The sequence below is a fragment of the Streptomyces sp. Xyl84 genome (assembly GCF_059731885.1).
The window spans coordinates 1,366,026-1,388,604 of the sequence record NZ_AP029183.1; the positions used below are offsets into that span (position 1 = coordinate 1,366,026).

At 73.7% G+C, this 22,579-nt stretch carries 22 protein-coding genes; 16 read left to right on the forward strand and 6 right to left on the reverse strand.

Annotated features, from left to right (window positions below; all coding sequences use genetic code 11):
• Positions 1-2: 2 nt before the first annotated feature.
• Both AC6I72_RS37375 and uppS (AC6I72_RS37380) read left to right on the forward strand, forming a co-directional pair.
• Positions 3-578 carry a rhodanese-like domain-containing protein gene (locus AC6I72_RS37375; RefSeq protein WP_498006227.1) on the forward strand — a complete coding sequence of 192 codons (576 nt, stop codon included), beginning with the start codon at positions 3-5 and terminating at the stop codon, positions 576-578.
• Between the two features lie 226 nt (positions 579-804).
• The gene (gene uppS / locus AC6I72_RS37380) at positions 805-1,770 is read left to right on the forward strand and encodes a polyprenyl diphosphate synthase (protein WP_498006228.1); all 966 of its coding nucleotides are present in this window, start codon (positions 805-807) and stop codon (positions 1,768-1,770) included.
• A 136-nt stretch (positions 1,771-1,906) separates the two neighbouring features.
• On the opposite strand, the gene AC6I72_RS37385 is transcribed toward uppS (AC6I72_RS37380), so the two are convergent.
• The gene (locus AC6I72_RS37385; protein WP_498006229.1) at positions 1,907-2,905 is read right to left on the reverse strand and encodes a squalene/phytoene synthase family protein; all 999 of its coding nucleotides are present in this window, start codon (positions 2,903-2,905) and stop codon (positions 1,907-1,909) included.
• Positions 2,906-3,034: 129 nt separating this feature from the next.
• On the opposite strand from AC6I72_RS37385, the gene uppS (AC6I72_RS37390) reads away from it, so the two are divergent.
• On the forward strand, positions 3,035-3,976 hold the full coding sequence (gene uppS / locus AC6I72_RS37390) for a polyprenyl diphosphate synthase (protein WP_498006230.1): 942 nt from the start codon (positions 3,035-3,037) through the stop codon (positions 3,974-3,976).
• Positions 3,977-4,011: 35 nt separating this feature from the next.
• Here the strand turns inward: uppS (AC6I72_RS37390) and AC6I72_RS37395 are convergent, their stop codons facing one another.
• The gene (locus tag AC6I72_RS37395) at positions 4,012-5,103 is read right to left on the reverse strand and encodes a zinc-binding dehydrogenase (RefSeq protein WP_498006232.1); all 1,092 of its coding nucleotides are present in this window, start codon (positions 5,101-5,103) and stop codon (positions 4,012-4,014) included.
• A 187-nt stretch (positions 5,104-5,290) separates the two neighbouring features.
• Here AC6I72_RS37395 and AC6I72_RS37400 point away from each other — a divergent pair, with 187 nt between their 5' ends.
• Positions 5,291-5,929 carry a TetR/AcrR family transcriptional regulator gene (locus AC6I72_RS37400; protein ID WP_498006234.1) on the forward strand — a complete coding sequence of 213 codons (639 nt, stop codon included), beginning with the start codon at positions 5,291-5,293 and terminating at the stop codon, positions 5,927-5,929.
• Positions 5,930-6,083: 154 nt separating this feature from the next.
• Here the strand turns inward: AC6I72_RS37400 and AC6I72_RS37405 are convergent, their stop codons facing one another.
• Positions 6,084-7,115 carry a Gfo/Idh/MocA family protein gene (locus tag AC6I72_RS37405; protein WP_498006235.1) on the reverse strand — a complete coding sequence of 344 codons (1,032 nt, stop codon included), beginning with the start codon at positions 7,113-7,115 and terminating at the stop codon, positions 6,084-6,086.
• A 167-nt stretch (positions 7,116-7,282) separates the two neighbouring features.
• Between AC6I72_RS37405 and AC6I72_RS37410 the strand changes: the two genes are divergently transcribed.
• On the forward strand, positions 7,283-8,026 hold the full coding sequence (locus AC6I72_RS37410; protein ID WP_498006237.1) for a GntR family transcriptional regulator: 744 nt from the start codon (positions 7,283-7,285) through the stop codon (positions 8,024-8,026).
• Between the two features lie 215 nt (positions 8,027-8,241).
• Here the strand turns inward: AC6I72_RS37410 and AC6I72_RS37415 are convergent, their stop codons facing one another.
• The 3 genes from AC6I72_RS37415 to AC6I72_RS37425 all read right to left on the reverse strand — a co-directional run bounded on the left by AC6I72_RS37415 (position 8,242) and on the right by AC6I72_RS37425 (position 11,416).
• Positions 8,242-8,886, reverse strand: coding sequence for a DUF47 domain-containing protein (locus tag AC6I72_RS37415; RefSeq protein ID WP_498006238.1), 645 nt, complete (start codon positions 8,884-8,886; stop codon positions 8,242-8,244).
• Positions 8,880-9,851 (reverse strand): inorganic phosphate transporter, encoded by a 972-nt coding sequence (locus tag AC6I72_RS37420; RefSeq protein ID WP_498006240.1) that lies wholly within the window; start codon positions 9,849-9,851, stop codon positions 8,880-8,882. Before AC6I72_RS37420 ends, AC6I72_RS37415 begins: the two co-directional genes overlap by 7 nt.
• Positions 9,852-10,108: 257 nt before the next feature.
• Positions 10,109-11,416 (reverse strand): phytase, encoded by a 1,308-nt coding sequence (locus AC6I72_RS37425; protein ID WP_498006241.1) that lies wholly within the window; start codon positions 11,414-11,416, stop codon positions 10,109-10,111.
• Positions 11,417-11,716: 300 nt separating this feature from the next.
• Here AC6I72_RS37425 and AC6I72_RS37430 point away from each other — a divergent pair, with 300 nt between their 5' ends.
• The 11 genes from AC6I72_RS37430 (at position 11,717) to AC6I72_RS37480 (ending at position 22,577) form a co-directional block, all read left to right on the forward strand.
• Positions 11,717-12,928 carry an ABC transporter substrate-binding protein gene (locus AC6I72_RS37430; protein ID WP_498006243.1) on the forward strand — a complete coding sequence of 404 codons (1,212 nt, stop codon included), beginning with the start codon at positions 11,717-11,719 and terminating at the stop codon, positions 12,926-12,928.
• Positions 12,929-12,994: 66 nt separating this feature from the next.
• Positions 12,995-14,851 (forward strand): ABC transporter permease, encoded by a 1,857-nt coding sequence (locus AC6I72_RS37435; RefSeq protein WP_498006244.1) that lies wholly within the window; start codon positions 12,995-12,997, stop codon positions 14,849-14,851.
• 7 nt (positions 14,852-14,858) lie between these two features.
• Positions 14,859-16,013 (forward strand): ABC transporter ATP-binding protein, encoded by a 1,155-nt coding sequence (locus AC6I72_RS37440; RefSeq protein ID WP_498006246.1) that lies wholly within the window; start codon positions 14,859-14,861, stop codon positions 16,011-16,013.
• Positions 16,001-16,786: an HAD family hydrolase gene (locus AC6I72_RS37445; protein ID WP_498006248.1), complete on the forward strand. Its 786-nt coding sequence runs from the start codon at positions 16,001-16,003 to the stop codon at positions 16,784-16,786. Before AC6I72_RS37440 ends, AC6I72_RS37445 begins: the two co-directional genes overlap by 13 nt.
• A gap of 199 nt (positions 16,787-16,985) precedes the next feature.
• Positions 16,986-17,789, forward strand: a complete 804-nt coding sequence (locus tag AC6I72_RS37450; RefSeq protein ID WP_498006250.1) for an HAD family hydrolase — start codon at positions 16,986-16,988, stop codon at positions 17,787-17,789.
• Positions 17,786-18,613 carry an inositol monophosphatase family protein gene (locus tag AC6I72_RS37455; RefSeq protein ID WP_498006251.1) on the forward strand — a complete coding sequence of 276 codons (828 nt, stop codon included), beginning with the start codon at positions 17,786-17,788 and terminating at the stop codon, positions 18,611-18,613. Before AC6I72_RS37450 ends, AC6I72_RS37455 begins: the two co-directional genes overlap by 4 nt.
• The gene (locus tag AC6I72_RS37460; protein WP_498006253.1) at positions 18,613-19,428 is read left to right on the forward strand and encodes an HAD hydrolase family protein; all 816 of its coding nucleotides are present in this window, start codon (positions 18,613-18,615) and stop codon (positions 19,426-19,428) included. Before AC6I72_RS37455 ends, AC6I72_RS37460 begins: the two co-directional genes overlap by 1 nt.
• Entirely contained in the window at positions 19,425-20,300 is an 876-nt protein-coding gene (locus tag AC6I72_RS37465) for an MBL fold metallo-hydrolase (protein WP_498006255.1), read from the forward strand. The genes AC6I72_RS37460 and AC6I72_RS37465 overlap by 4 nt, the downstream gene beginning before the upstream one ends.
• Positions 20,301-20,693 carry a hypothetical protein gene (locus AC6I72_RS37470; RefSeq protein WP_498006256.1) on the forward strand — a complete coding sequence of 131 codons (393 nt, stop codon included), beginning with the start codon at positions 20,301-20,303 and terminating at the stop codon, positions 20,691-20,693.
• Entirely contained in the window at positions 20,690-21,385 is a 696-nt protein-coding gene (locus AC6I72_RS37475; protein ID WP_498006258.1) for an MgtC/SapB family protein, read from the forward strand. The genes AC6I72_RS37470 and AC6I72_RS37475 overlap by 4 nt, the downstream gene beginning before the upstream one ends.
• 280 nt (positions 21,386-21,665) lie before the next feature.
• Positions 21,666-22,577, forward strand: a complete 912-nt coding sequence (locus AC6I72_RS37480) for a TIM barrel protein (protein ID WP_498006260.1) — start codon at positions 21,666-21,668, stop codon at positions 22,575-22,577.
• The last annotated feature ends 2 nt before the right edge of the window (positions 22,578-22,579 follow it).

Genomic DNA, 22,579 nt, shown 5'->3' on the forward strand with positions numbered 1-22,579 from the left:
CCATGGCATCCCCCACTGCCCCCACCGCCCTCAGCGCCGCCCAGGCGCACGCCCGCCTGCGGGAGCTGACGGTCGTCGACGTCCGCACGCCCGGCGAGTACGCCTCCGGTCACCTGCCCGGCGCGCACAACGTCCCCCTCGACCGCCTGGAGCAGGCCCTGCCCGCCCTGAAGACGGCCGCCGAGCGCCGAGACCTCCTCGTCGTGTGCGCTTCCGGCGCCCGGTCCGCGACCGCCGCCCGGCTCCTTGCCGCGCAGGGCGTGCCCGCGGCCACCCTCACCGGCGGCACCGGCGCCTGGCAGCGGCTCGGCCACGACCTCCACCGTGCCACCGGCGCCCGCACCCCCTGGGCCATGGACCGCCAGGTCCGTCTCGCCGCCGGATCCCTCATCCTGACCGACCTGCTGGCCGCACGGGGCCGGCGCAGGGCCCGCCTGCTCTCCGCGGGCGTGGCCGCCGGCCTGGTCCTCTCCGCCGTGACCGACACCTGCGGCATGGCGAAGATCCTCGCCAGGTTCCCGCACAACCGGCCCTGGGCCGCCGACCTCGACGCCACGCTCGCCGCCCTCGCCGGCTGACACCCGCGGTCCACCCGGCCGCCCCGGCGCACGCCGGAGCGCACCGCCCCGGACCACGGGACCGGCGCGCCGACCGCCGGAGCCGGGGCGGCAGGGGGGAGCGGGGGGTGTTCAGGCGGTGCGCGGCCGCGTCCGGGTGCGCCCGGTGGCAGGGGTACGGCAGCCCGCACCTGGGCATGCACTCTCCGAACTCGCTTGATCGCACTATGTGTTCAGTGGAGGGTGAATGACACCCGGGGCTCCCGTCAGGCACCTCGCCTGCATCATGGACGGCAACGGCCGCTGGGCCCAGAACCGCGGACTGGACCGTACCCACGGCCATATGGCCGCCCACTCCGCCTTCGATGCGATCGTGGACGGAGCCCTGGGCGAAGGCGTGGAGTGGCTGACGCTCTTCGCCTTCTCCACCGAGAACTGGGCACGCCCGGAAGAAGAGGTCACCTTCCTGGTGCACTTCCTCGCCGAACGCGTGATCAAGCGGAGCATGTCGCGCCTGCACCAACGCGGTGTACGTCTTCGCCTGCTGGGCTGGGAGGACCCCCGCATCCCCGTCGACGTGATGGCCCGGCTGCGCGAAGCCGAGGAACTCACCCGGCGGAACACCACACTGCACCTCACCCTGGCGTTCAACTACGGGGGACGCCGGGACCTGTGCGAGACCGCGCGTTCCCTGGTCTCCCAGGGCGTCACGCCCGAGAGGATCACCCCCGACACCTTCGCCCGGCACATGGCCCTGCCCGAACTGCCCGACGTCGATCTGCTCCTGCGCACCGGCGGCGAGCACCGGATCTCGAACTTCCTGCTGTGGCACTGCGCCTACGCCGAACTCGTCTTCCTCGACGTGCTGTGGCCCGACTTCCGCGCCGCGCACTTCCAGCACGCCCTGGAGCTGTACCGGCAGCGCCGGCGCCGCTTCGGCACCCTGGGCCCCGCCACCGTGCCAGGCCCGGACCACCCGGCGGACGACGGGACCGCCCGGCCCGGCGCCGACGGCCGCCCCGCACTTCCCGCCGCCCCCGCGCTTCCCTCCGTCCCCGCCCGTCCCGGCCCGGCCGGCCTGCTCGGTCTGCCCACGACGATCGTCTCGCACCTGGGCGCCAGCCTGCTGAACGGCCTGAAGGAGACCGCCCGCTTCGCGCTGCTGCAATTCTCCGACGACCACGGGCAGACCCACGGACCGGAGCCATGGTGAGACCGCTGTCCGGCCTGCCCCGCCCCGGTCACCTGCGGCACCCGCGGCCCGTCACCGCCCACCTGGGCCAGGGCGTCGTCCGGGCCGTCCAGCACCGCGTCGATCCGGCCTGACCCTCGCTCCGCGCCCGGCGCCCTCACACCGCCGTCCGTCCCGGCGTACCCGTGGAGACGGCCATGCGGAGCCGTCCGTGCAGGACGCGCAGCAGACCGTCGAGGAGAGGGCCCGCACACAGACGCAGCGGGAGGGAGACGGGGTGGCGGGTCAGCGAGGCGCCGCGGTGTTCCACGGTGTTCATCACCTGGTGCTGGAAGACCAGCCCGGGCCGGTAGAGCAGTTGGTACTCCGGGCCCTGCCGGGCGAAGGCCGCCTCCGCCGCGGTCAGGGCGGTGCCGGCCTCGCGGCAGGCGTGGGCCAGCAGGTTCCGCACCCCGGGCGTGTCACGCCCGGCTTCCAGGTCGGTCCGGGAGACGCCGAAGCGGACCAGATCCGCCAGCGGCAGGGTGAGCTTCCCGCCGCGCAGGTCCTTGGCCAGGTCGGCGAGGTCGTCCGTGCGCTGGACGGCCTCGGCGTGCGCGCGGGCCGCGGGGGCGGGTGGCTGGGGGGTCTCGGGCAGCACCGCGGCATGGATCAGGCGGGTGAGCGGCATGTTGATGCGCTCGATGTACTGCCGGTAGTCCTCCTGGGTCGGGTACTCGGTGTAGGTGATCTGCTGGGCCTGGCCCGCCAGCAGGGTGTGCACGTCCGCGGGGGACAGCCCGCGCGCGGCCACGGTGTGCAGGAAGGCCCGCAGGAACGGCTGCCCGGCCCGGCCGGTGACCAGCCCCCGCCGGACCTGATCGTTCCAGTCGTACAGCGGCCCGGGGTCACGCTCGGCGACCGGCGCGTCGGCCAGGTTGTCGCCGTGCAGGCCGAAGGCGACGACGGCGAGCAGGTACGGCTGCCAGGCGGCGGGCATGAAGAGCCGGGTGGGCGCGTACCACAGGGGGAAACGGCGCATCGCCGTACCGGCCGCCGCCGTGTAGTCGTCACGGAGCCGGGAGCCGCGCAGGCCGGCGGCGTTCAGTACGTGTCCCCAGGGGGTGAGCCCCTGGGAACGGGCGATCCGGGACAACGGCTCCCAAGGCGTCGGCATGACGGGCTCCCTCCCCGCGCCGCGTGCCGTACACACGACAGGCGCTCTCGGACGGGTGGCGCGAGCACCACCCGGGTAGGTCACTTCACAGCATCGATCACTCACGGAACGTGTTCACTTGGAGGGTGGATGCCCACGAACGCCCCTCGGCATGTGGCCTGCGTCATGGACGGCAACGGCCGCTGGGCCCGGCAGCGGGGACTGGCCGCCGCGCACGGGGACCTCGCCTCCGCCCACGCCGTCGGAGCACTGTTCGAGGCCGCCGACGAGGAGGGCATCGAATGGCTGACTCTCCTCGTCCCCGCCGACAGGGCCGCGGCGCCCGCGGACCGGGGCGCCGGCTGCCCGCCGCACCTCCTCACGCAGCACGTCCTCGGCACAGCCCTGGAACGCCTGCACGACGAGGGCGTACGCGTACGTTTCCTGGGCGCCGCCGGCCCCGGTCCCGGCGAGGAGATCCGCCTGCGGCTGCGGGAGGCGCAAGAGCTGACCCGGCGCAACACGCGGCGCAACCTGACGATCGCCCTCGACGACGGAGGCCGGAAGGACACCCTGGACGCGGCACGCGAGCTGGTCCGCCGCGGTGTCCCGGCCGACCAGGTGACGGAGGGCTCCTTCCGCCGGTACATGCGGTACCCGGAGCTGCCCGACGTCGACCTGTGCATCCGCACCGGAGGCGACCACCGGCTCCCGAGCCTCCTGCTGTGGCACTGCGCCGACGCCGAACTCGTCTTCCTCGACGTGCCCTGGCCGGACTTCCACCCCGACCATCTGCGCTACGCCCTGGCCCTCTACCGGCGACGCCGCCTCGACCGGGCCCCCGCCGGCCAGGAGGGCGCCGCGGCCGCCCGCGGTCCCGGCGGGACCCCCACCGGCCCCGCCCTGCGCCCCGGCCCGGACCCGCGGACCGGCCCCGGTCACCGCGTCGCCGAAGACCTGCTGCCCCGGCTGCTCCACCTCCCGCGCGCCCTCGCCGGCCGCCTGGGGCTCGTCCTGCTCGACGGACTCGAGGAGACCAGGCGCCACGCCACCTCCGGGACCACCGGCCGCGCCCGGCCGCCTCACTCCTGACACCGCGTGAGGGGGGCCGGGGAGCCGCGCCGGGGCTACGGCGTCAGCACGATCCTGCCGAAGACCTCACCGGCGTCCGTCTTCCGGTGCGCGAGCGCGGCTTCGTCCAGGGGCAGCAGTTCGTGCACCACCGCCTCGATCTCACCGCGGGCGGCCGAGGCGAACAACTCGCCGCGCACGGCGCGCAGGTCGGCCTGGGGAACGGTGGCCGCGCTGAAGGCGGCGAAGGACATCGACTTCTGGAACGCCGTCATGATCCTCGTGCCGAAGTCGGCGGGGGGCTGGCCGCCGACCGCGCCCACGGCCACCATGCGGCCGTTGGGGTTGAGCCTGTCGAAGAACGACGGCATGTCCTTGCCCGCCACCACGTCGATGATGACGTCGTACCCCTCTGGAGCCGCTGCCGCCGCCTCTTGAGCAACCGTCCCCTGCAAAGCCGCCGCACCTTCCCCGTCCGCCGCCCCCTGCGGGGCCACTGCCCCCTCCGGAGCCCCCGCCCCCTCCGGAGCCGCTACCCTCTCCCGCCCCCCTGCCCCCCTCTCGCCGGAACGGTCCAGCACGAGGGTCGCGCCGAGCCGCCGCAGACGTGCGCCCCGCTCCGCCGACGAGGTCGTGACCGCCACCGCGGCGGCCCCGGCCCGGGCCGCGAGCTGGACGGTCATGATCCCGATGCTGCCGGCCGCGCCGCGCACGAGGACCCTCTCGCCCGGCGCGAAGTGAGCGTGCCGCAGCCCGAAGTGGGCCACCGCTCCCGCACTGCCGAGGGTCACCGCCACCGCGGCGGACAGACCGGCGGGCAGGGGGAGAACCTGCTCGACCGGCGCGAGGGCCTGTTCGACGTAGCCGCCGCCGGTACCGGTGAAGCCCCAGACCCGCCTGCCGATCCATGAGGCGTCCACGCCCGCACCGACCGCGGTGACGGTGCCTGCCACCTCGCCGCCGGGGATGTGCCCCTCCGTGAAGCCGTAGGAGGCCAGCGCCCCGCTCCGGATCAAGGTGTCGACGCCGCCCACGCCCACCGCCTCGGTGGCGATCACCACCTGCCCGGCGGCAGGCACGGGCTCGGGCAGCTCGACCAGGGCCAGCCCCTCGGGGCCGCCGAACGTCCGGATCTCGATCGCCTTCAAGGCCAACTCCCTGTTCCTGGACCGCCCAGCGCGGTCCGTCTCCAGCGCCCGCCGGCCGTCCTCGCCCCGGCCGCGGCGCGGGGGGAAGCCGCCCGCCGCAGCCCGGCACCCGAGCCGCACGAGCCGCGTCCCACTGACGCCTCGGACCGTAACGGACGCCCCCGTCCGCCTGACTAAAGTGAGAGCGGTGACCGACGATCTGCCTCACTCGCTGCGCTCCGACGCCCGGGACAACCGCGCGCGCGTCCTCGAAGCGGCCCGAGCGCTGTTCTCCGCCGACGGCTTGGACGTGCCGATGCGGGAGATCGCGCGGCGCGCGGGCGTGGGGCCCGCCACCCTGTACCGCCGCTTCCCGACCAAGCAGGCGCTGGTCGCCGAGGCCTTCGCCGACCAGCTGAACGCGTGCCGCGCCATTGTCGACGAGGCGTGCGCGGAGCCGGATCCGTGGCGGGGTCTGTGCCAGGTGATCGAGCGCATCTGCGAGCTGCACGCTCGGGACCGCGGCTTCACGGAAGCGTTCCTTTCGAGTTTCCCGGACACCACCGATGTCGCCGCGGGCCGCGCGTACACGGTGGGCGCGGTCGCCGCGCTGGCCCGGCGGGCCAAGGAGACGGGACGTCTGCGGGCCGACTTCGTCCTGGACGACCTGATCCTCGTCCTCATGGCCAACAAGGGGATCCGTGCCGCCTCGACCGCCACCCAGGTCACGGCCTCCCGCCGCTTCGCCGCACTGGCGATCCAGGCGCTGGAGGCCCGCCCCCGGCAGCAGTCCCTCCCGCCGGCGGCACGACTCGCCTCCACCGAGCCGCGAGGAACGTCCCGCTGAGGGGCCCGCCCGCGCCGTGGCGCGGACCCTCGACGGCGGACGACCGGTCGGCGTCACAGGACGGCCGGCCGGCGGTCGGCCGGCCGGCGGGCGGGCCCTCGGCAGGCGGCCGGCCGGTGGTGCTTCGCCGGCCGGCCTTCCTCCGGCCCTCCGGTCATCCGCGGTGGCCGCCAGGGACGGGTTTCGGCGCGGGTGCGGACGCCGGGACCGGGACGGGGCGGCCTTCGGCCCGGGAGCGGGTGGCGGCGTCCGCGATGGCGAGGGCGGCGCGGGCGTCCTGGCCGGTGCAGGGACTGGGGCGGACACCGGCCACGACCTCGGTGAAGGCGGTGAGTTCGGCGCGGTAGGCGTCCAGGAAGCGTTCCATGAAGCCGGGATGCGGGGTGCCGCCGGGCCAGGCCGCCCCCTCCGCCGAGACCAGCGGGGTCTCTTCGGTGAGGCCGGCGACCATCGTGCCCGCGGAGCCGCACACCTCCAGGCGCACGTCGTAGCCGGCGCCGTTGTAACGGGTGGCGGTGCACGTGGCGAGGGTGCCGTCGTCGAGGGTGAGGACGCTGACGGCGGTGTCGGCGTCACCGGCGTCGGAGAAGAACGTCTCGCCGCGGTTGGCACCGGTGGCGTACACCTCGACGACCTCCTGGCCGGTCACCCAGCGGATGATGTCGTAGTCGTGGACCGAGCAGTCGCGGAAGATGCCGCCCGATCCGGGGATGTAGCCGGGGGGAGGGGGCGTAGGGTCGGACGTGCATGCCCGCAGGGTGTGCGTCCAGCCCAGGCGGCCGTCGGCGACGGCCTCACGCACCGCCTGGTACCCGGCGTCGAAACGGCGCTGGAAGCCGATCTGCAACGGGACGTCGCTGCCCTCCAGCGCCGTCAGCACCCGGTCGGTCTCCTCCAGCGTGCCGGCGACCGGCTTCTCGCAGAAGGCGGGCAGCCCCGCGCGGTGGGCCGCCAGGATCAGTTCGGCGTGGATGCGGGTGGGCGCGGCGATGACGACGCCGTCGAGCCCGGCGCCGAGCAGGGCGTCGAGGTCACCCGCGTACTGCGCGCCGACCCGGTCCGCCACCGCGCGGGCGGACCGCTCGTCGGGATCGTGCAGCACGAGAGAGGCGACGGCCGGCAGCCCGGCCAGGGTCGTCGCGTGGAACGCGCCGATACGGCCCGTGCCGATGAGTCCGATGCGCATGTGCGGAACCTTTCGTGCGGAGGGGGACGGAGAGCCGGAGCGGCCCGCCTGCTTTCTAGTCCCGGAAGCCCCGGAGATCAAGTATTTGTGCTGACATAAAGACGTACGGAGCTTAGAGGCAATGAGGCATACTGACGGCTGTCGGCAGCAGTCCGCAGGAGGATGACGTGGAGCCGCTAGCACACAGGATCACCATCGACCGGAACAGTCCGGTCCCTCTGTACTTCCAGTTCGCCCAGCAGTTGCAGGACCTCATCGAGTCCGGGGAACTGCCGCCCGGCACGCGGCTGAACAACGAGATCGCCATGGCGGACCAGTTCGGCCTGTCCCGCCCGACCATGCGTCAGGCGATGCAGCACCTCGTCAACAAGGGTCTGCTGGCGCGCAAGCGCGGAGTGGGCACCCAGGTCGTCACCAACCGCATAAGGCGACAGCTCGAGTTCACCAGCCTCCACGAGGACCTGGAACGCGACGGGCGCCGGCCGCGCACCCAGGTGCTGTCCGTCGAAACCGTCTCCGCCGAAGGGGATATCGCCGCCGGGCTCCGTCTGGCCGAGGGGACGCCGGTGCTGGCCCTGGAGCGTCTGCGGTTCGCCGACGACCAGCCGATCGCGCTCCTGCACAACTTCCTGCCGGAAGGCCTGATCGAGCTGACCCTGGAGGAGCTGGCCGAGGCGGGCCTCTACCAGCTGATGCGCCAGTCCGGCGTCGGCCTGAGCAGCGCGGAGCAGACCATCGGCGCCCGGCGGGCCACGGTCGCCGAGGCCGGACTCCTCGGCGAGGCCCGCGGCGCCACGCTGCTGACCATGACCCGTGTCGCGTACGACGGTTCGGGCCGGCCGGTCGAATACGGTTCCCATGTGTACCGGGCCTCGCGCTACTCGTTCGAGATGACCGTCTCCGCGCACTGAGCGCGCTGCCGTGCGGTACTTCACCGGTCCCGCGCCCCTTAGGCCCTGTCGTCACATTCCCGCCTGCCTGGCGACGCCATGCACGCACTCTCGCCGCACCGGGCCCAGACCCGAGTACGTCCAGTACGAGGGTCAGGGCCCGGCACGCCGAGAGCACGCACCTGACGCCGCGAGGCCCGCCCTCCGGGCGGACGACGGGAATGTGACGACAGGACCTAGTGCCCGCGCTTGAGGAGCGCGTCGGACAGGTCGGCCGCCGCGTCGTTCAGGCGCAGGCCGATCACGTCGAGGCGGCGCAGCAGTTCGCGGCGGCTCAGGGAGCGGGGACCCAGTTCCTCGCGGAACAGGGCGGCGACGGCGGTCTGGTACTCGCGGCGCACCCGGCCCGCGGCCTTGCGGGCGGCCAGGGCTCCGTCCTGCACCCGGCGCGGGTCGTCCGGCAGCACGGCGACCGCGTCGCGCAGCGCGGCGAGTCCCTCGCGCACCGCGTCCAGGGCGGTCAGGTCGGCCGGGTCGCCGGGCATGCCGAACAGGTCGGTCTCGCGGACGAGGTCGCGCAGATTGTCGAGCACGTCGTCGACGGAGCGGGAGAAGCGGTAGAGGTCCTCCCGGTCGATCGGAGTGGTCAGTGACGCGGACAACTCGGCGACCAGCGCGGCCCGGTGGCGGTCGCCCTCGTGCTCGACCGCGCCCATGGCCGTGCGCGCGTCGGCCGGACTGAGGTGTCCGGCCGCGAGGTCGGCGGCGAGGTCGACGCCCTTGACCGTCGCGTTCAGCTGCTCGGTCAGGAGGGCGACGGTTGTACGGTGCGAATGTCCGGTGAGGTCACCGAGGATGCGGCGGACGGCAGCGGCTACCAAGAGGTGAGTCCCTTCAGGAGCAGGCCGGCCAGCGAGCCGGCGGCGAAACCGGCCGGCAGGGTCACCAGCCAGGCGGTGAGCAGGGGAACGGTGAACTGCCAGCGCACCCGTCGGCTGCCCTCGCTGGCACCCGTGCCGATCAGGCCGCCGGCCAGGGACTGGGTCATGCTGACCGGCATGCCGAGCCCCACGGTGGACAACACCGCCGCGGACGAGGCGAGTTCGGCCGACATCACCTGCCACGGCCGGACCGTGAGCAGCCGGCCGGCCGCGCCGCGCGCGATCCGGCGCGCCCCCACCAGGGCGCCCAGGGCGAAGACCACCGCCACCAGGGCGTCGCCGGCCTCCCAGGGCCGGGGGAGCAGCGCGTCTCCCGCGAAGGTCACGGCGACCACCGCGAACATCTTCTGCCCGTCGTTGGCGGCGTAGGCCAGGCACTGTGTTCCGAAAGCGGCCAGTTGCAGAGCGCGCACCAGGCGGGGCATGCCGCGCACCGCGGGGATCCGGCGCACCGTGCGGCCGATGAGCCAGCCGGCCGCCACCCCCACCAGCGGCGCAGCGGCACCGACGGCCAGCACCAGGGCCAGGTGCCCCCAGGAGGGACGCACCCCCAGGACGACGCCGGCCCCCGCCAGCGCACCCAGCACCGCCAGGGTCAGCGACGTGGCCACTCCCCGCCAGGTCAGCAGCACGACGAGGGCCACGGAGGCTGCGGCTCCCGCGAGGAAGACCGACTGCGCGGTGGCGGGCCGCCCCTGGCTGAGGCGGCCGGTGAAGGTGCGGGCGACGGCCAGGCCGAACAGGTGCGGGCCCAGACCGACGGCCAGGGACAGCAGCGCCAGCGCCAGACCCGCCGAGCGGCTGCGGTGCCGTACGGCCAGCTCCAGCAGCGCGCCGCCGTCGTTGGCTCCGCAGACGAAGACGAAGGCGACGGCGGTGACGCACAGGGCGACGGTCAGGGTCACGGAGGCCTCTTTCACGACGGGCGTGCCGGGCAACGGCGGCGCACGGGCACCCACAGCGGATCCGCACCCGCGCCGGCGGGGCTGTGGACACCGGGCCCGGCGAGGGTTCCGGCACCCGCACCGGCATGGGTGCGGGTGCGGGCGCGTGGCGCACTCCGCGCGGATCGCAGGCCCGCGGAGCGGCCGGGGAGGCGTGCCGGGGGGTGCCGCCTCCCCGCGAACCGCACGGAGCGCTCCGCGCCGGAGCGGAGCAGAAGTCAGCGCACCCCGGCGGCGCGCAGGACGTCGGCGAGGTCGACGAGCTTGTAGTCGGTGTCGGTGCGCCCCCCGTCGTCGTCGCCCGCGGCCGGCGCGTTGTAACCGTCCTGGGCGACGAACAGGCCGTGCGGGAAGGCGGTGCCCAGCGCACGGCCGGTGGCGGCTATGCCGTCCGTCTCCTCCGAGCCGTCGACCGTCGCGCCCGGGGCGACGCGGAACGCGCCGGCCCAGCGGTCGTCGGAGGTGTCGTAGACGGAGTAGGTGTAGTCACCCTGGCTGGAGGCGATCAGGTACTGCCGGCCGGAGGGTGCGCGCAGGAGGGTGAGTCCCTCGGTGTCCGCGACGAGGTGGTGGCCGCCGTACCCCGGGTCGTCGCCGGCCACGCACTCCTCGCTCGCGGGGTCGTACTCGGCCGGCACTCCGAACTGCTCGGTCCGGTCCACCAGTTGCGGCGCGGCGGCGAGGCTCGCGGACACCTTCCAGATCCCGACGTCCTCCTGGCCGATGTAGGCGGTCCCCCGGTCGGCGTCCACGGTGATGCCCTCGGCCTGCGGCCCGCTGCCCGGCTTCTCGCACGGGCTCCAGGAGCCCCCGGGCGTGCGGAAGGTGCCCGGCAGGGTGAGGGTGCGGACCTTGTCGTAGGTGAGGGTGCCGGCCGCCGTGACGCGCACCTCGAACAGTCCCACGTCGGCGGTGTGGCGGCGGCTGGCGAGCACGTAGGAGCGACCGGTGCGCGGATCGCGCCAGGCCGCGGTGCCGTACGCCGTGTACTGGTCGTCGACCTCGGCCTCGGTGGCGGCGAAGGCGCGCGGGACCGCCGCGTCGGTGACGTCGGTCAGCGGCGCCGACGGCCGGGAGCCGTCGATCCGGTAGAAGCGGATGCGGTCGCGTCCGCGGTCGGTGACGACGGCGACGTCCGAGCGCCGGCCGTCGGGGAAGCGCAGGCCGGTGAGCACGTCCACGTTGTTGAAGCGGCCGGGTGCCGATCCGGCGGCGGGCGCCGCGGGGGCGGGGAGGGTCTGGAGCCGCGTGCCGTCGAGGCGGTGGACGTCGAGGCCGCCCTCCTTCGCGGTGCCCAGGACGAGGCTGGATCCGGGGTGGGTGGCGTCGTACCAGATCGCGGGGTCGTCGGCGTTGGAGTTGCCGCCCTCGTCGTCGTCGAAGAGAGCCGGCGTCTCCGCCTTGGCGTACACCGGCGGAACGGTGTCGTTGCCGGGCAGCGGAGCGGTGGCGGCGGTCGCCGTCGCCGCCGTCAGTCCGGAGACGAGGACGGTGAGCGCGGCGGCGAGGCGGGTGCGTCGGTGCATGGTGTTCCTCCCTGACGGGGGGTCTGTCACCCCATGGTCCTGCGGACCTTACATAAGAATGTGCGGACAAATGAAGGGGGTGGAACGGAGGTTGTGGCGGCCCTTCCAGGTGAACAGCAGATGACCTGCGGGTTACGGAAGTACTAACAGCACATCAGAAACTGGTGTCATCAGAATGTCTTGACATAGAACCCGGTGCCGTTGAAGCTGTCCGGCATCAGGTCGCCGAGCCGTGCTCGATGGCCTCGGACCACGCCATTCGAGCCCGGTTTCCCCCGGGACACCGCGGGAGGTCACGCCATGCCCAGTCGCTCTTTCCGGGCCCGTCCCCGACGCACCGGCCGTCACCGGCGCACAGCCGTCGCCGTCGTCCTCGCCGGCGCGCTCGGCGCCGCTGCCGCCTGCGCGCCCTCCGGCACCGCGGGTTCCGCCGCGGGTCCGGGCGCCGGCCCCGGCGTGAAGCCGGTGATCGAGACCGGCTTCGACCTGGACCGGCTCGTCGCGGCGGCCAAGAAGGAGGGCAGCGTCACGGTCTACGACAGCACCGGTGACATCACCAAGACCGCCGCCGCCTTCACCGCCGAGTACGGCATCAGGGCCACCGGGGTGAAGAGCAAGGTCGGTGACACCCTGGAGAAGATGACCCGCGAGAACCAGGCGGGCAACGCGACCATCGACGCCACCTTCTACGAGGACGGCCCCTCGCTCGTCGGCCAGTTGCTCGCGCAGAAGGTCGTCTACACATGGATACCCGGCAGCCTGGCCCAGGGCATCCCCGCCCCCAGACAGAATCCGCTGCAGGTCCTGTCCAAGGGCAACATGTGGGTCTACAACCCCAAGCTCTTCCCGAAGGGGTGCCCGGTACGGAACGTCTGGGACCTGACCGACCCGGCCTGGAAGGGCAAGGTCGCCCTGCAGGACCCCCTGGGCAAGCCCAACATCGTCGAATTCTTCAACCAGTTGAAGTCCGGTGGGGACACCCGGCTGCGCGAGGCGTACCGGGCGAAGTACGGCAAGGACCTGCCGGCCGGCGAGTCCGCCGGTGAGGCCTGGGTCAAGGGCCTGGCCGGCAACAGCCCGATCCTCACGTCCTCGGACGACGACGCGGCCGCCGCCGTCGCCTCGCCGAACCAGACCAAGGAACGCGTCGCCCTGGTGTCCAACGCGAAGTTCCGCGACGTGAAGGACAAGAACTACTCCATGCGGGTCTGCACCGGGATGCAGCCCTGGGCGGGCTACCAGTACCCCAAGTTCGCCGCCGTGGCGACGAAGACAAAGCACCCGAACGCGGCCAGGCTGTTCGTGTACTTCATGCTCACGCAGGCCGGCGTGGACACCCAGATGAACACCGGCGGCGTCCCCGGCAACCCTCGCCTCAGGACCGGCTCCTTCATGCCGGACGGCCTGACCGACTGGAACGGGCAGCTGTTCGTCTTCGACCCGGCCCGGCTCGGCGGCGACTTCGCGAACCTGCAGGCGATGCAGGACTACTGGCGCCTCAACCACCGCTGACCCGCCGGGCCCGGTCCGACACGACCGGGCCCGGCCCGCACCCGGACACGTTACGGAGACCCGCGCATGGCCGCCGCCACCCGCCCACCCGTCACCGCACCTCCCGACCCCGGCCACAGCCCGGCCGGGACCCGGCTCAGCCGACTGCGCTACCGGCTGAGCGTCCTGCGGCACGAGCCCACCCACGTGCTCGGCGTCCTGCTCATCGCCGCCCTGGTCTACCTGGTCCTCGCACCGCTGATCGCGGTCCTGTCCGACTCCGCACAGGTGCAGTACGGCGACGAGGGCCAGGCCTTCCAGGCGCCCGGCTCCGCCACCAGCTACTACTTCTGGCGGGTCTTCCGCTCGCCCGTGGCCAGGCTCCTGTTCTGGCAGCCGCTGCTGCACACCGTCGTGGTCGCGCTCGGCGTCACCGTCGTCGCCGTGCTGCTCGGGGGGTCGACGGCCTGGCTGCTGACCCGCACCGACGTGACCGGCCGCAAGTGGCTGTCCACCGCGCTGGTCGTGCCCTACATGCTGCCCTCCTGGACGTTCGCGCTGGCCTGGCTCGCGCTCTTCAAGAACGACTCCTCCGGCGGCCAGATCGGCATCCTGGAGTCATGGGGAGTGCACACCCCCGACTGGCTGGCGTACGGCCAGGTCCCGATCATCATCTGCCTGGGCCTGCACTACTACCCGTTCGTGCTGCTGCTGTTCGGCAACGCGCTGCGCCGCATCGACAGCCAGCTGGAGGACTCCGCGCGCATCCTGGGCGCCGGCCGCGGCACCATCGCGGCCCGGATCACCCTGCCGCTGATGCTGCCGTCGCTGTCGTCGTCGGTGCTGCTGGTCTTCGGCCGCATCCTCGGCACCTTCGGCACCCCCTACATCCTGGGCCTGCCGGTCGACTACGACCTGCTCTCCACCTCACTGTTCCGGTCGGTCAACAGCCACCAGCGGGGCGTCACCGCCGTGCTGACCGCGGTCATCGTGGTGATCGGCGTGCTGGTGATCCTCGTCGACACCCGGCTGGCCAGGGAACAGAAGCGGTTCATCACGGTCGGCGGCAAGGGAGCCATGGACCGCCTCGCCCGGCTCGGCCGCTGGCGGCTGCCCGCGCTCGGCGTCGCGCTCGCGGTGTTCACCGCGGGCGTCGTCGTCCCCGTGGCCACCCTGGCCCTGTCCACCGTGACCAAGACCCCGGGCGTCTTCCACGCCGACAACTTCACCCTCAAGTACTGGGTCGGCGCCCATCTGGCGGGCGCACCCGGCTTCCCGCACGGCGTGCTGCGCGGCACCGAGCTGTACTCGGCGGCGTGGAACAGCCTGCGCATCGTCGGCCTGGCCGCCCTCATCTGCGGGGTGGCGGGTCTGCTCATCGGCTACGTCGTCGTCCGCGCCGGCGGCAGCAGGATCGGCTCGCTCCTGCGGCAGATCAGCTTCCTGCCGTACATGGTGCCCGGCATCGCCTTCGCGGCGGCCTTCCTCTCCCTGTTCGCCGTGCGCCGCGGCCCGGTCCCCGCCCTGTACGGCTCGGTCGGCCTGCTGGTGATCGTGCTGGCCGTCACCCACCTGCCGTACTCCTCGCGTTCGGGCATCAGCGCCATGACCCAGCTCGGCCGCGAACCCGAGGAGGCCGCACAGGTCTCCGGGGCCGGCTGGTTCACCCGGCTGCGCCGCATCATCCTCCCGATCCAGCGCGGCGCCCTGACCACCGGAGTGATCCTGCCGTTCATCTCCGGCCTGAAGGAGCTGAGCATCGTCATCATGCTCACCACCACCGGCACCCAGCTGCTGACCACACTGTCGATCAACCTCGTCGACTACGCCTACGACCAGATGGCCAACGCGGTGGTCCTCGTCATCGCGCTGGTCTCCTTCCTCGCCACCTACCTCACCCAGCGCCTGACCAAGACCAACCTGTCGTCCGGACTCGGAGGCTGAAGACGTCATGCCGGCCATCTCGCTCACGTCGGTGCGCAAGAGCTACGGCTCCGGACCGCCCGCCGTCGACAACCTCGACCTGGAGATCCCCGACGGCTCGTTCACGTGCCTGCTCGGCCCTTCCGGCTGCGGAAAGACCACGACCCTGCGCATGATCTCCGGACTGGAGTCGCTCAACGCGGGAACCATCACCGTCGGCGGCCGGGTCATGGACTCCACGCACCGAGGAGTCTTCGTGCCGCCGGAGAAGCGCGGCATGGGCCTGGTCTTCCAGAACTACGCCCTCTGGCCGCACCTGACGGTCGCCAAGAACGTCGAGTTCGGTCTCCGGGTGCGCAAGGTCAAACCCGCCCAGCGCGCCGAACGCGCCGCCGCCGCCCTGAAGATGATGCAGATCGACTGGGCCGCCGACCGCTACCCGGCCCAGCTCTCCGGCGGCCAGCAGCAGCGCGTCTCGCTCGCCCGCATGCTCGCCGTCAGCCCCGACGTGCTGCTGCTGGACGAACCGCTGTCCAACCTCGACGCCCAACTGCGGCTGGACATGCGGGCCGAACTCAAACGCATCCACGACGAGACGGGCCACACCATCGTCTTCGTCACTCACGACCAGCTGGAGGCCATGACCATGGCCACCCACGTCGTGGTGATGAACAAGGGGGTCGTCCAGCAGATGGCACCCCCGATGGAGGTCTACGGCCGCCCGGCCAACACCTTCGTGGCCCGGTTCGTCGGCAGCCCGCCGATGAACCTCTTCGAGGCCGGGGACGACACCGCGCGCGACACGTTCACCGACGCAGCGCGCGAACGGGTCCTGGCCGCCCGGCCGGACCTGACCGGCCGGCTGGCCACCGTCGGCGTCCGGCCCGAGAACCTGCGGCTGCTGCACGACGCCGAGGAGCCGCCCGCCGACGCGTTCGTCTTCGAGGGCACCGTCAAGACGGCGCTGCCCACCGGTTCCAGCTGGACCGTGCTGGTGACCGCCGGACGCACCGAGCTGTACCTGGTGTCGTACACCGACGTGCGCGCCACCCCCGCCACCACCGTGCGCTGCGCCGTCCGCACGGCCGACCTGCACCTGTTCGACGCCTCGGGCAAGAGGCTGCCCGACGACGCGGCCGGCGCCGCACCGATGAAGGAGAACACCGCGACATGGGCCAGCTGACCCGACCCACGGCACTTCTGCTGGACTTCGGCGGAGTGGTCGTGGCGACCACCAACCGCCCCTCCTGGGCGCACGATCTCGCCACCGAACTGCACGCCGCCCTGACCGCCGCGGGCTGCGCCGAGCTGACCGTCGAGCACATCGAGGCGGACCTGTCGGCCGGATCCGCCGCCGACTCGCACTGGAAGAACGCGATGAGCCGGCCGGCCGCCCCTGAGGAGATGACGCACCGGCGCTTCTGGAGCGACTTCGTCGCCGCGGACTGGCCGCAGGCCGCGCTCGCCTGGGTGACCGCCCACGCCGAACCGCTGTGCCACCGGCTCGGCGAGCTCAAGCAGGACCGCGTCACCCGCGACGGCATGCCCGCACTCCTGGACACCTGTGACGAACTGGGCATCGCCGTCGGCATCGTCTCCAACGCCCTGGCCGGCTCGGTGCACCGCGACTACATGGCCGAACACGGCCTCGACAAGCGCGTCGCGGTGCAGGTGTACAGCGACGAGGTCGCCGTCCGCAAACCCAACCCGGAGATGATCCGCATCGCCGCGCGTGCCCTGGACACCGACCCGGCCGGCTGCTGGTACGTCGGCGACAACTACGACCGCGACGTGCTGTGCGGCCGGCGCGCCGGAGCCGGCGCGACCGTCCTGATGGAGGCCCGCGGCACCTACGACCGGCCCTACACCGTGCAGGCCGAGCCCGACGCGGTCGTCGCCGACCCGGACGGACTGCGGGAACTGCTGCTCGCCGCCCCGGCCCCTGCCGTCCGGTGAGACCCGCCGACGGCCCGCGCGCCGCCCCTGCCGCCCACCGGCCCGGCCCCGGCGGACGACGGAGCGACGCGCGCCCCTGCGGTCCGCACCACGCTGGACCACCTGAGCCCCGCGAACACCCGAACATCCAGGACGACCTGAGCAACCCGAAAAACCCGAACAACCCGAACAACCCGAACAACCCGATGGGAGAGTCCCCGTGACGACGCTCCGCCCCCCGCGGGCGCTGCTGCTGGACCACGGCGGCGTGCTGATGAGGTCCGTCAGACGCCCCGAGCGCATGGCCGCCTTCGCCGGCCGCGTGCTCGCCCTGGTGGGCCCCCGCACGGGCCTCGACCGGGACGCCGTGCTGCGCGACGTCAACGCCGGCAAGGCCGCCTACCGCGCCTGGAAGAACGGCGGCGTCCGGACCCCCGAGCCGCGCGAGATCGGGCACCGGGAACTGTGGGAGGACTTCATCGCCGCCGACTGGCCGCCCGCCGCGCGCGCCCTGGTCGGCGCCGAGGCCGTCCCCCTGTGCCGGGAGATGACGCTCGCCGAGAGCGACAAGACCCTCGCCCCCGGCATGCTGGAGACCCTCAGACTGGCACGCGGCCACGGGGTGCGCACGGGCGTCGTGTCCAACACCCTGCTCGGCTCGCTCAACCGCGACCTCGCCCGGCACGTCGGCACCGACCCCTACCTGGACGTGCAGGTCTACTCCGACGAGATCGGGCTGCGCAAACCCGCACCCGAGACGATCCGCCTGGCCGCGCGCGCCCTTTCGGTCGACCCCGCCGACTGCTGGTACGTCGGCGACCACTACGACCGGGACGTGGTGTGCGGCCGGCGCGCCGGTGCGGGCGCGACGATCCTGATGCGGCCGGCCGACCGCCGGGACGCGGGCGCGCGCCCGCAGCCGGACGCCGAGGTCGCCGACGGCCTCGAACTGCTCGGCCTGCTGCGGACCGTGCTGACCGGGAACGGCACCCGGCCGCTCCCCGGGCGGGAGGCGGCCGCATGAGCGAACTGGACGCACTGACGGTCCGGCTGCGCGAGGCCGCCACCGAGGCGGCGCTGGCCGTCGCCCCGGACCTGCTGGCGGCGTTCCGCGGTGCGATGGACGTCGACTTCAAGCGCGACGAGCACGACCCGGTCACCGTGCACGACCGACGCGCCGAGGAGCGCATCCGCGAGCTGCTCCTCAAGCGGGTGCCGGACAGTACCGTCGTCGGTGAGGAGGGCGGACGCCAGGACGGCACCGGCCGCATAGCGTGGTACGTCGACCCCATCGACGGAACCGCCAACTTCGCCCGCGGGCTGGCCTTCTTCTGCACCTCCGTCGGCGCCGCGGTCGACGGCGAACCCGTGGCCGGTGCCATCGTCGACCCGGTCGCCGGGCACGTCTTCACCGCCGACGCCACGGGCGCCTGCCTCGACGGCGAGCCGCTGCGCCCGAGCGGCGTGCGCGAGGAGGCCCGCGCCCTGCTCATCACCGGCTTCCCCACCACACGCGAACTGGCGCGCGACGACCCGCAGACCCTGCCGCGCTTCGGTGAACTCGTCGCACGTTACGGCACCGTGCGGCGCACCGGAAGCGCCGCGCTGACCCTCGCCCACGTGGCCGCCGGCTGGTGCGACGCCGCGCTGGGCACCTCCGTCAACGCCTGGGACATCTGCGCCGCCCGGGTGCTGGTGCAGCGCGCGGGCGCCCACTACACCGCCTTCGCCGGGGACGGCGGCTGGGACCAGCCCGGCTACCTGGCCCACGGCGCGAGCCTGGAGCCGCACGCGGCCCGGGAGTTCGTGGACTGGTACCTGTCCCGCCTGCCAGGAAGGAACACGTGATGCCGCTGTCCGGCCCCGGCCTGCGCTACGTGTGGATCGTCACCGACCTCGACGGCACCCTGGTCGACCGCGGCCTGGAGATCGTGCGGCGCAGTGCGCTGGCCCTGCGGCGGTACCGGGAACTCGGCGGAACCGTGGTGATCGCCACCGGCCGCAACGAGCTGTCGGCAGGCCGCTTCCACCGCGAACTCGGCCTGGACACGCCGATGATCGTCTACAACGGCGCTCGCGTCGTCGATCCGCTGACCGGGACCCGGCTGCTCGACCTGGACCTGGGCGCCTCCTGGCGGACACTGCGCGAGGACCTGCTGCCCAGGCTGCCCGAGGGCGTGGGGGCGGTGGCCTTCGCCGGTGAGGACGCCCACGTGCTGCGGCGGGCCCCCTCGCTGGCGGCGTACGCCGCACGCGACCGGATCGAGTTGCGCGAAGGCCCTGTGCGGCAGGTCCCGACGAAGGTGATGCTGATCGCCGGCCGGCCGGGCCTCGGCCCGCTGGCGGACCTCACCGCCCGCTGCTGTCCGGAGGCCCGGCTGCTGCAGTCGGAGGACACGTATCTGGAGATCCTCCCGGCCGACGCCGGCAAGGAAGTGGCGCTGCGCCACCTCGCGGAGCGGGCGGGTGTGCCGATGGAGCGGATAGCGGCCATCGGCGACAACCCGAACGACACCGCCATGGTGCGGGCCGCGGGCCTGGGCGCGGCGGTCGGCGACGGCCACAAGGAGGTCCGTGCCGCTGCCGACGTCGTGGTCGGGCCGTGCGCCCTGGGCGCGGTGGCCGACCTCGTCGAGCGCGTCACCGCGGGCCCGGCCCGGTGATCCTCACCGTCCTCGGCTCCTCCGGCTCGGTGCCGGGCCCCGGCAACCCGTGCTCGGGCTACCTGCTCGAACACGGCGGACACCGGCTGCTGCTGGACCTCGGGACCGGGGCGTTCGGCGCGCTGCTGACGCACGCCGGCCCCCACCAGGTGGACACGGTGGTGCTCAGCCACCGGCACGCCGACCACTCGGCGGACCTGGCGGCGCTGGCGTACGCGCAGGAGAAGCTGACCGGCCGTGAGGTGCCGACCCGGGTGATCGCGCCGCCCGGGACGGCGGAGGGCGTACGGCGCGCTTCCGTGCTGGCCTTCGAGGACTCCCGGCCCGGGGACCTGGAGTGCGGGCCGTTCCGGCTGCGACTGGCACGGGTGCGGCACTCGGTGGAGACCTACGCCGTGCGGGTGGAGGCGGGCGGCGGCCGCCTGACGTACACCGGTGACTCCGGGCCGTGCCGGGAACTGGCGGAGCTGGCCCGCGGAAGCGGTGTCCTGCTGGCCGAGGCCGCGCTGGGAGCCGGGGCCGGAGCCGAAGCCCCAGCCGAAGTCGGGGCCGGGGCCGGAGCAGGAGCCGGGGCCGCGGCCGGCCCCGGCGCGGCCGCACATGGCGGGGGCCGCGACCACACGGCCCCCGCCCCGCACCATCTGACCGCGGGACAGGCAGGGGAACTGGCCGCTTCGGCCGGTGCCGGCCTGCTGGCGGTGACCCACCTGCGTCCGTGGGACGACCCCGGACGGTCGCTGGCCGCCGCGGCGGCCCGGTTCCCCGGCCCGGTCCTCCTCGCCCGGCCGGGGCTGCGGCTGGTCCCCGGTGGCGCCACCGGCGCACACCCCCCGGAAGAGGAGAGAGCACCGCACCCGGAACAGGAGAGATGAGTGAGACGCACGGAGCGGCTGCCGGCCGCGATCCGCACCGTCCGCGACGCCGCGACGGCCGTCAGAACGTCCGCCCGGCCGCAGCGGGTCCGCCCGAAGACCTCGGTGGCGGACGCCCGGACCCGTACCGACCGGCAGGTGGAACGGCTGATCCGCCGCAGGCCGGCCACCGGGTTCCCCGGCGAGGCGATCCTCGGTGAGGAGGGCGGCGGCCCGTGGGACCGGGCCGCCGGGGCCCTGCCGGTCCGGGAGGCCGGGGGAGCGGCGACCACAGGGGAGGAGCTGCCCCGGTGCCCCGGTGACGGCACGACGGTGGCCGGCGACGCCCGGGTGCACGAAGCGGTGCCGGCCCGCCCGGCAGCGGTGCGGGCCGCGGCGGCGGTGGCGCGGTGAACCACGACGGGACCTCGCTGGCCCACCTGGCGTCGGCGTTCGGACTGTGCGCCGTCATCGGCCTGGAGCGCGAGTACCGGCAGAAGTCGGCCGGCCTGCGCACCCACGTCCTGGTGGGGCTCGGCTCGGCGCTGTTCATGCTGGTGTCGAAGTACGGTTTCGCGGACATGCTGGGGCTGGACGGGGTGGCGCTGGACCCCTCGCGGGTCGCCGCCCAGATCGTGTCCGGCATCGGCTTCATCGGCGGCGGACTGATCTTCGTACGCAGGGACGCGGTGCGGGGCCTGACGACGGCGGCCAGCGTGTGGCTTGCGGCGTCGATCGGCGCCGCGGCGGGCGCGGGAATGCTGGTGCCGGCCTGTGCCGTGACGGTGGCCTACCTCGTCGTGGCGTTCGCGTTCCCGCCGCTCGCCCGGCGGCTGCCCCGTTCTCCTGCGGAGGCGGTACTGCTGCGCATCAGCTATCTGGACGGTCGCGGCCTGCTGCGCGACATCGTCCGCGAGTGCACCGGCGCGGGTTTCCACGTGGCCGGGCTGCGCAGGGCCGGCCCGCTGCTGACGGATGCCGCGCCGGCCCAGGTCGGCGTCCTGCTGGAGCTGTCCGGCAACGGCGTGCGGGACGAACTGGTGCCCCGTCTCTCGGACCGGGAGGGGATCACGGAAGTGACCCTGCTGGAGGACGAGGCGGACTGACGGGGCAGCTGACCGGCGGGGCGGCGTCCGGGCGTGTCCGCCACCGGCTGCCGGCCGGGTCCCCGCGGAGGCACGTGCGAGGACCCTCGGCCGCAGGGCGAACGAGGGTGCTCCATGAGTCAGAATGTAAGGACAATAGGTTGACAGGGTGTGCGAGGGGGAGGCAGGCTCGTTCCACGCGGACGGGCCGCCGGCCCGGCGCTCCAGCAGAAGCAGAGAGAGGGCTTGGCATGCCGATCAGGTTGGCCCACGCCGTACACGTCACCGAGGGAGGCAGGCCGTGAGCACACCCATCGCCGAGCGGGTCGCAGGAGCACCGATCTCCTGGGGGGTCTGCGAGGTCCCGGGCTGGGGGCACCAGCTCGCGCCGGACCTGGTCCTGCGCCAGATGCGCGAGGTCGGCCTCACCGCCACCGAGTTCGGGCCCGACGGCTTCCTGCCCGACGCGCCCGCCGACAAGGCCGCGACGCTGGCCTCCCACGGCCTGCGGGCCGTCGGGCAGTTCGTGCCGGTCGTGCTGCACGACCCGGACCACGACCCGCTGCCCGCGGTCCGGGCGGCGATGACCGGCCTGCTGGCCGCCGACGCCCGTACGGTCGTCGTCGCCGCGGCCACCGGAGCCGACGGCTACGACGACCGTCCGGTCCTCGACGCGGTGGGCTGGTCCGCGCTCCTGGCCAACCTCGACCGGATCTCCCGTGCCGCGGACGAGGCGGGCCTGGTCGCCACCCTGCACCCCCACGTCGGGACGATGATCGAGACGGGCGAGGAGACCGAACGCGTGCTCGACGGTTCGGGCATCGGGCTGTGCCTGGACACCGGTCACCTGATCATCGGCGGCGGGGACCCGGTCGCCCTGGCGGCCCGGCGGACCGACCGCATCGCCCACATGCACCTGAAGGACGTGCGCCTGGACCTCGCCGACCGCGTGCGGGCCGGCCGGATGACGTACACGGAGGCCGTCGCCGCGGGGATGTACGTCCCCCTCGGTACCGGCGACGTGGACGTCGCCGCGATCGTCGGCCTGCTGGAGGCCGACGGGTACGCCGGATGGTACGTACTCGAACAGGACACGGTCCTGGCGGCCGCACCCGGAGCGGAGGGCGGCGCCGACCCCGCCGAGGACGTGCGTGCCTCGGTCGCCCACCTCCTCTCCCTCGCCGGTGCCGCCGGACGCGGCCAGGGGAGCTGACC

What these genes read in the sequence shown, in the direction of transcription:
- AC6I72_RS37435 (WP_498006244.1), top strand. Translation starts at nt 12,995, where the DNA reads ATGGCCGCCGCCACCCGCCCACCCGTCACCGCACCTCCCGACCCCGGC.
- AC6I72_RS37460 (WP_498006253.1), top strand. Translation starts at nt 18,613, where the DNA reads ATGCCGCTGTCCGGCCCCGGCCTGCGCTACGTGTGGATCGTCACCGAC.
- AC6I72_RS37445 (WP_498006248.1), top strand. Translation starts at nt 16,001, where the DNA reads ATGGGCCAGCTGACCCGACCCACGGCACTTCTGCTGGACTTCGGCGGA.
- AC6I72_RS37440 (WP_498006246.1), top strand. Translation starts at nt 14,859, where the DNA reads ATGCCGGCCATCTCGCTCACGTCGGTGCGCAAGAGCTACGGCTCCGGA.
- AC6I72_RS37425 (WP_498006241.1), bottom strand. Translation starts at nt 11,416, where the DNA reads ATGCACCGACGCACCCGCCTCGCCGCCGCGCTCACCGTCCTCGTCTCC.
- AC6I72_RS37455 (WP_498006251.1), top strand. Translation starts at nt 17,786, where the DNA reads ATGAGCGAACTGGACGCACTGACGGTCCGGCTGCGCGAGGCCGCCACC.
- AC6I72_RS37405 (WP_498006235.1), bottom strand. Translation starts at nt 7,115, where the DNA reads ATGCGCATCGGACTCATCGGCACGGGCCGTATCGGCGCGTTCCACGCG.
- AC6I72_RS37430 (WP_498006243.1), top strand. Translation starts at nt 11,717, where the DNA reads ATGCCCAGTCGCTCTTTCCGGGCCCGTCCCCGACGCACCGGCCGTCAC.
- uppS (WP_498006228.1), top strand. Translation starts at nt 805, where the DNA reads ATGACACCCGGGGCTCCCGTCAGGCACCTCGCCTGCATCATGGACGGC.
- AC6I72_RS37385 (WP_498006229.1), bottom strand. Translation starts at nt 2,905, where the DNA reads ATGCCGACGCCTTGGGAGCCGTTGTCCCGGATCGCCCGTTCCCAGGGG.
- AC6I72_RS37375 (WP_498006227.1), top strand. Translation starts at nt 3, where the DNA reads ATGGCATCCCCCACTGCCCCCACCGCCCTCAGCGCCGCCCAGGCGCAC.
- uppS (WP_498006230.1), top strand. Translation starts at nt 3,035, where the DNA reads ATGCCCACGAACGCCCCTCGGCATGTGGCCTGCGTCATGGACGGCAAC.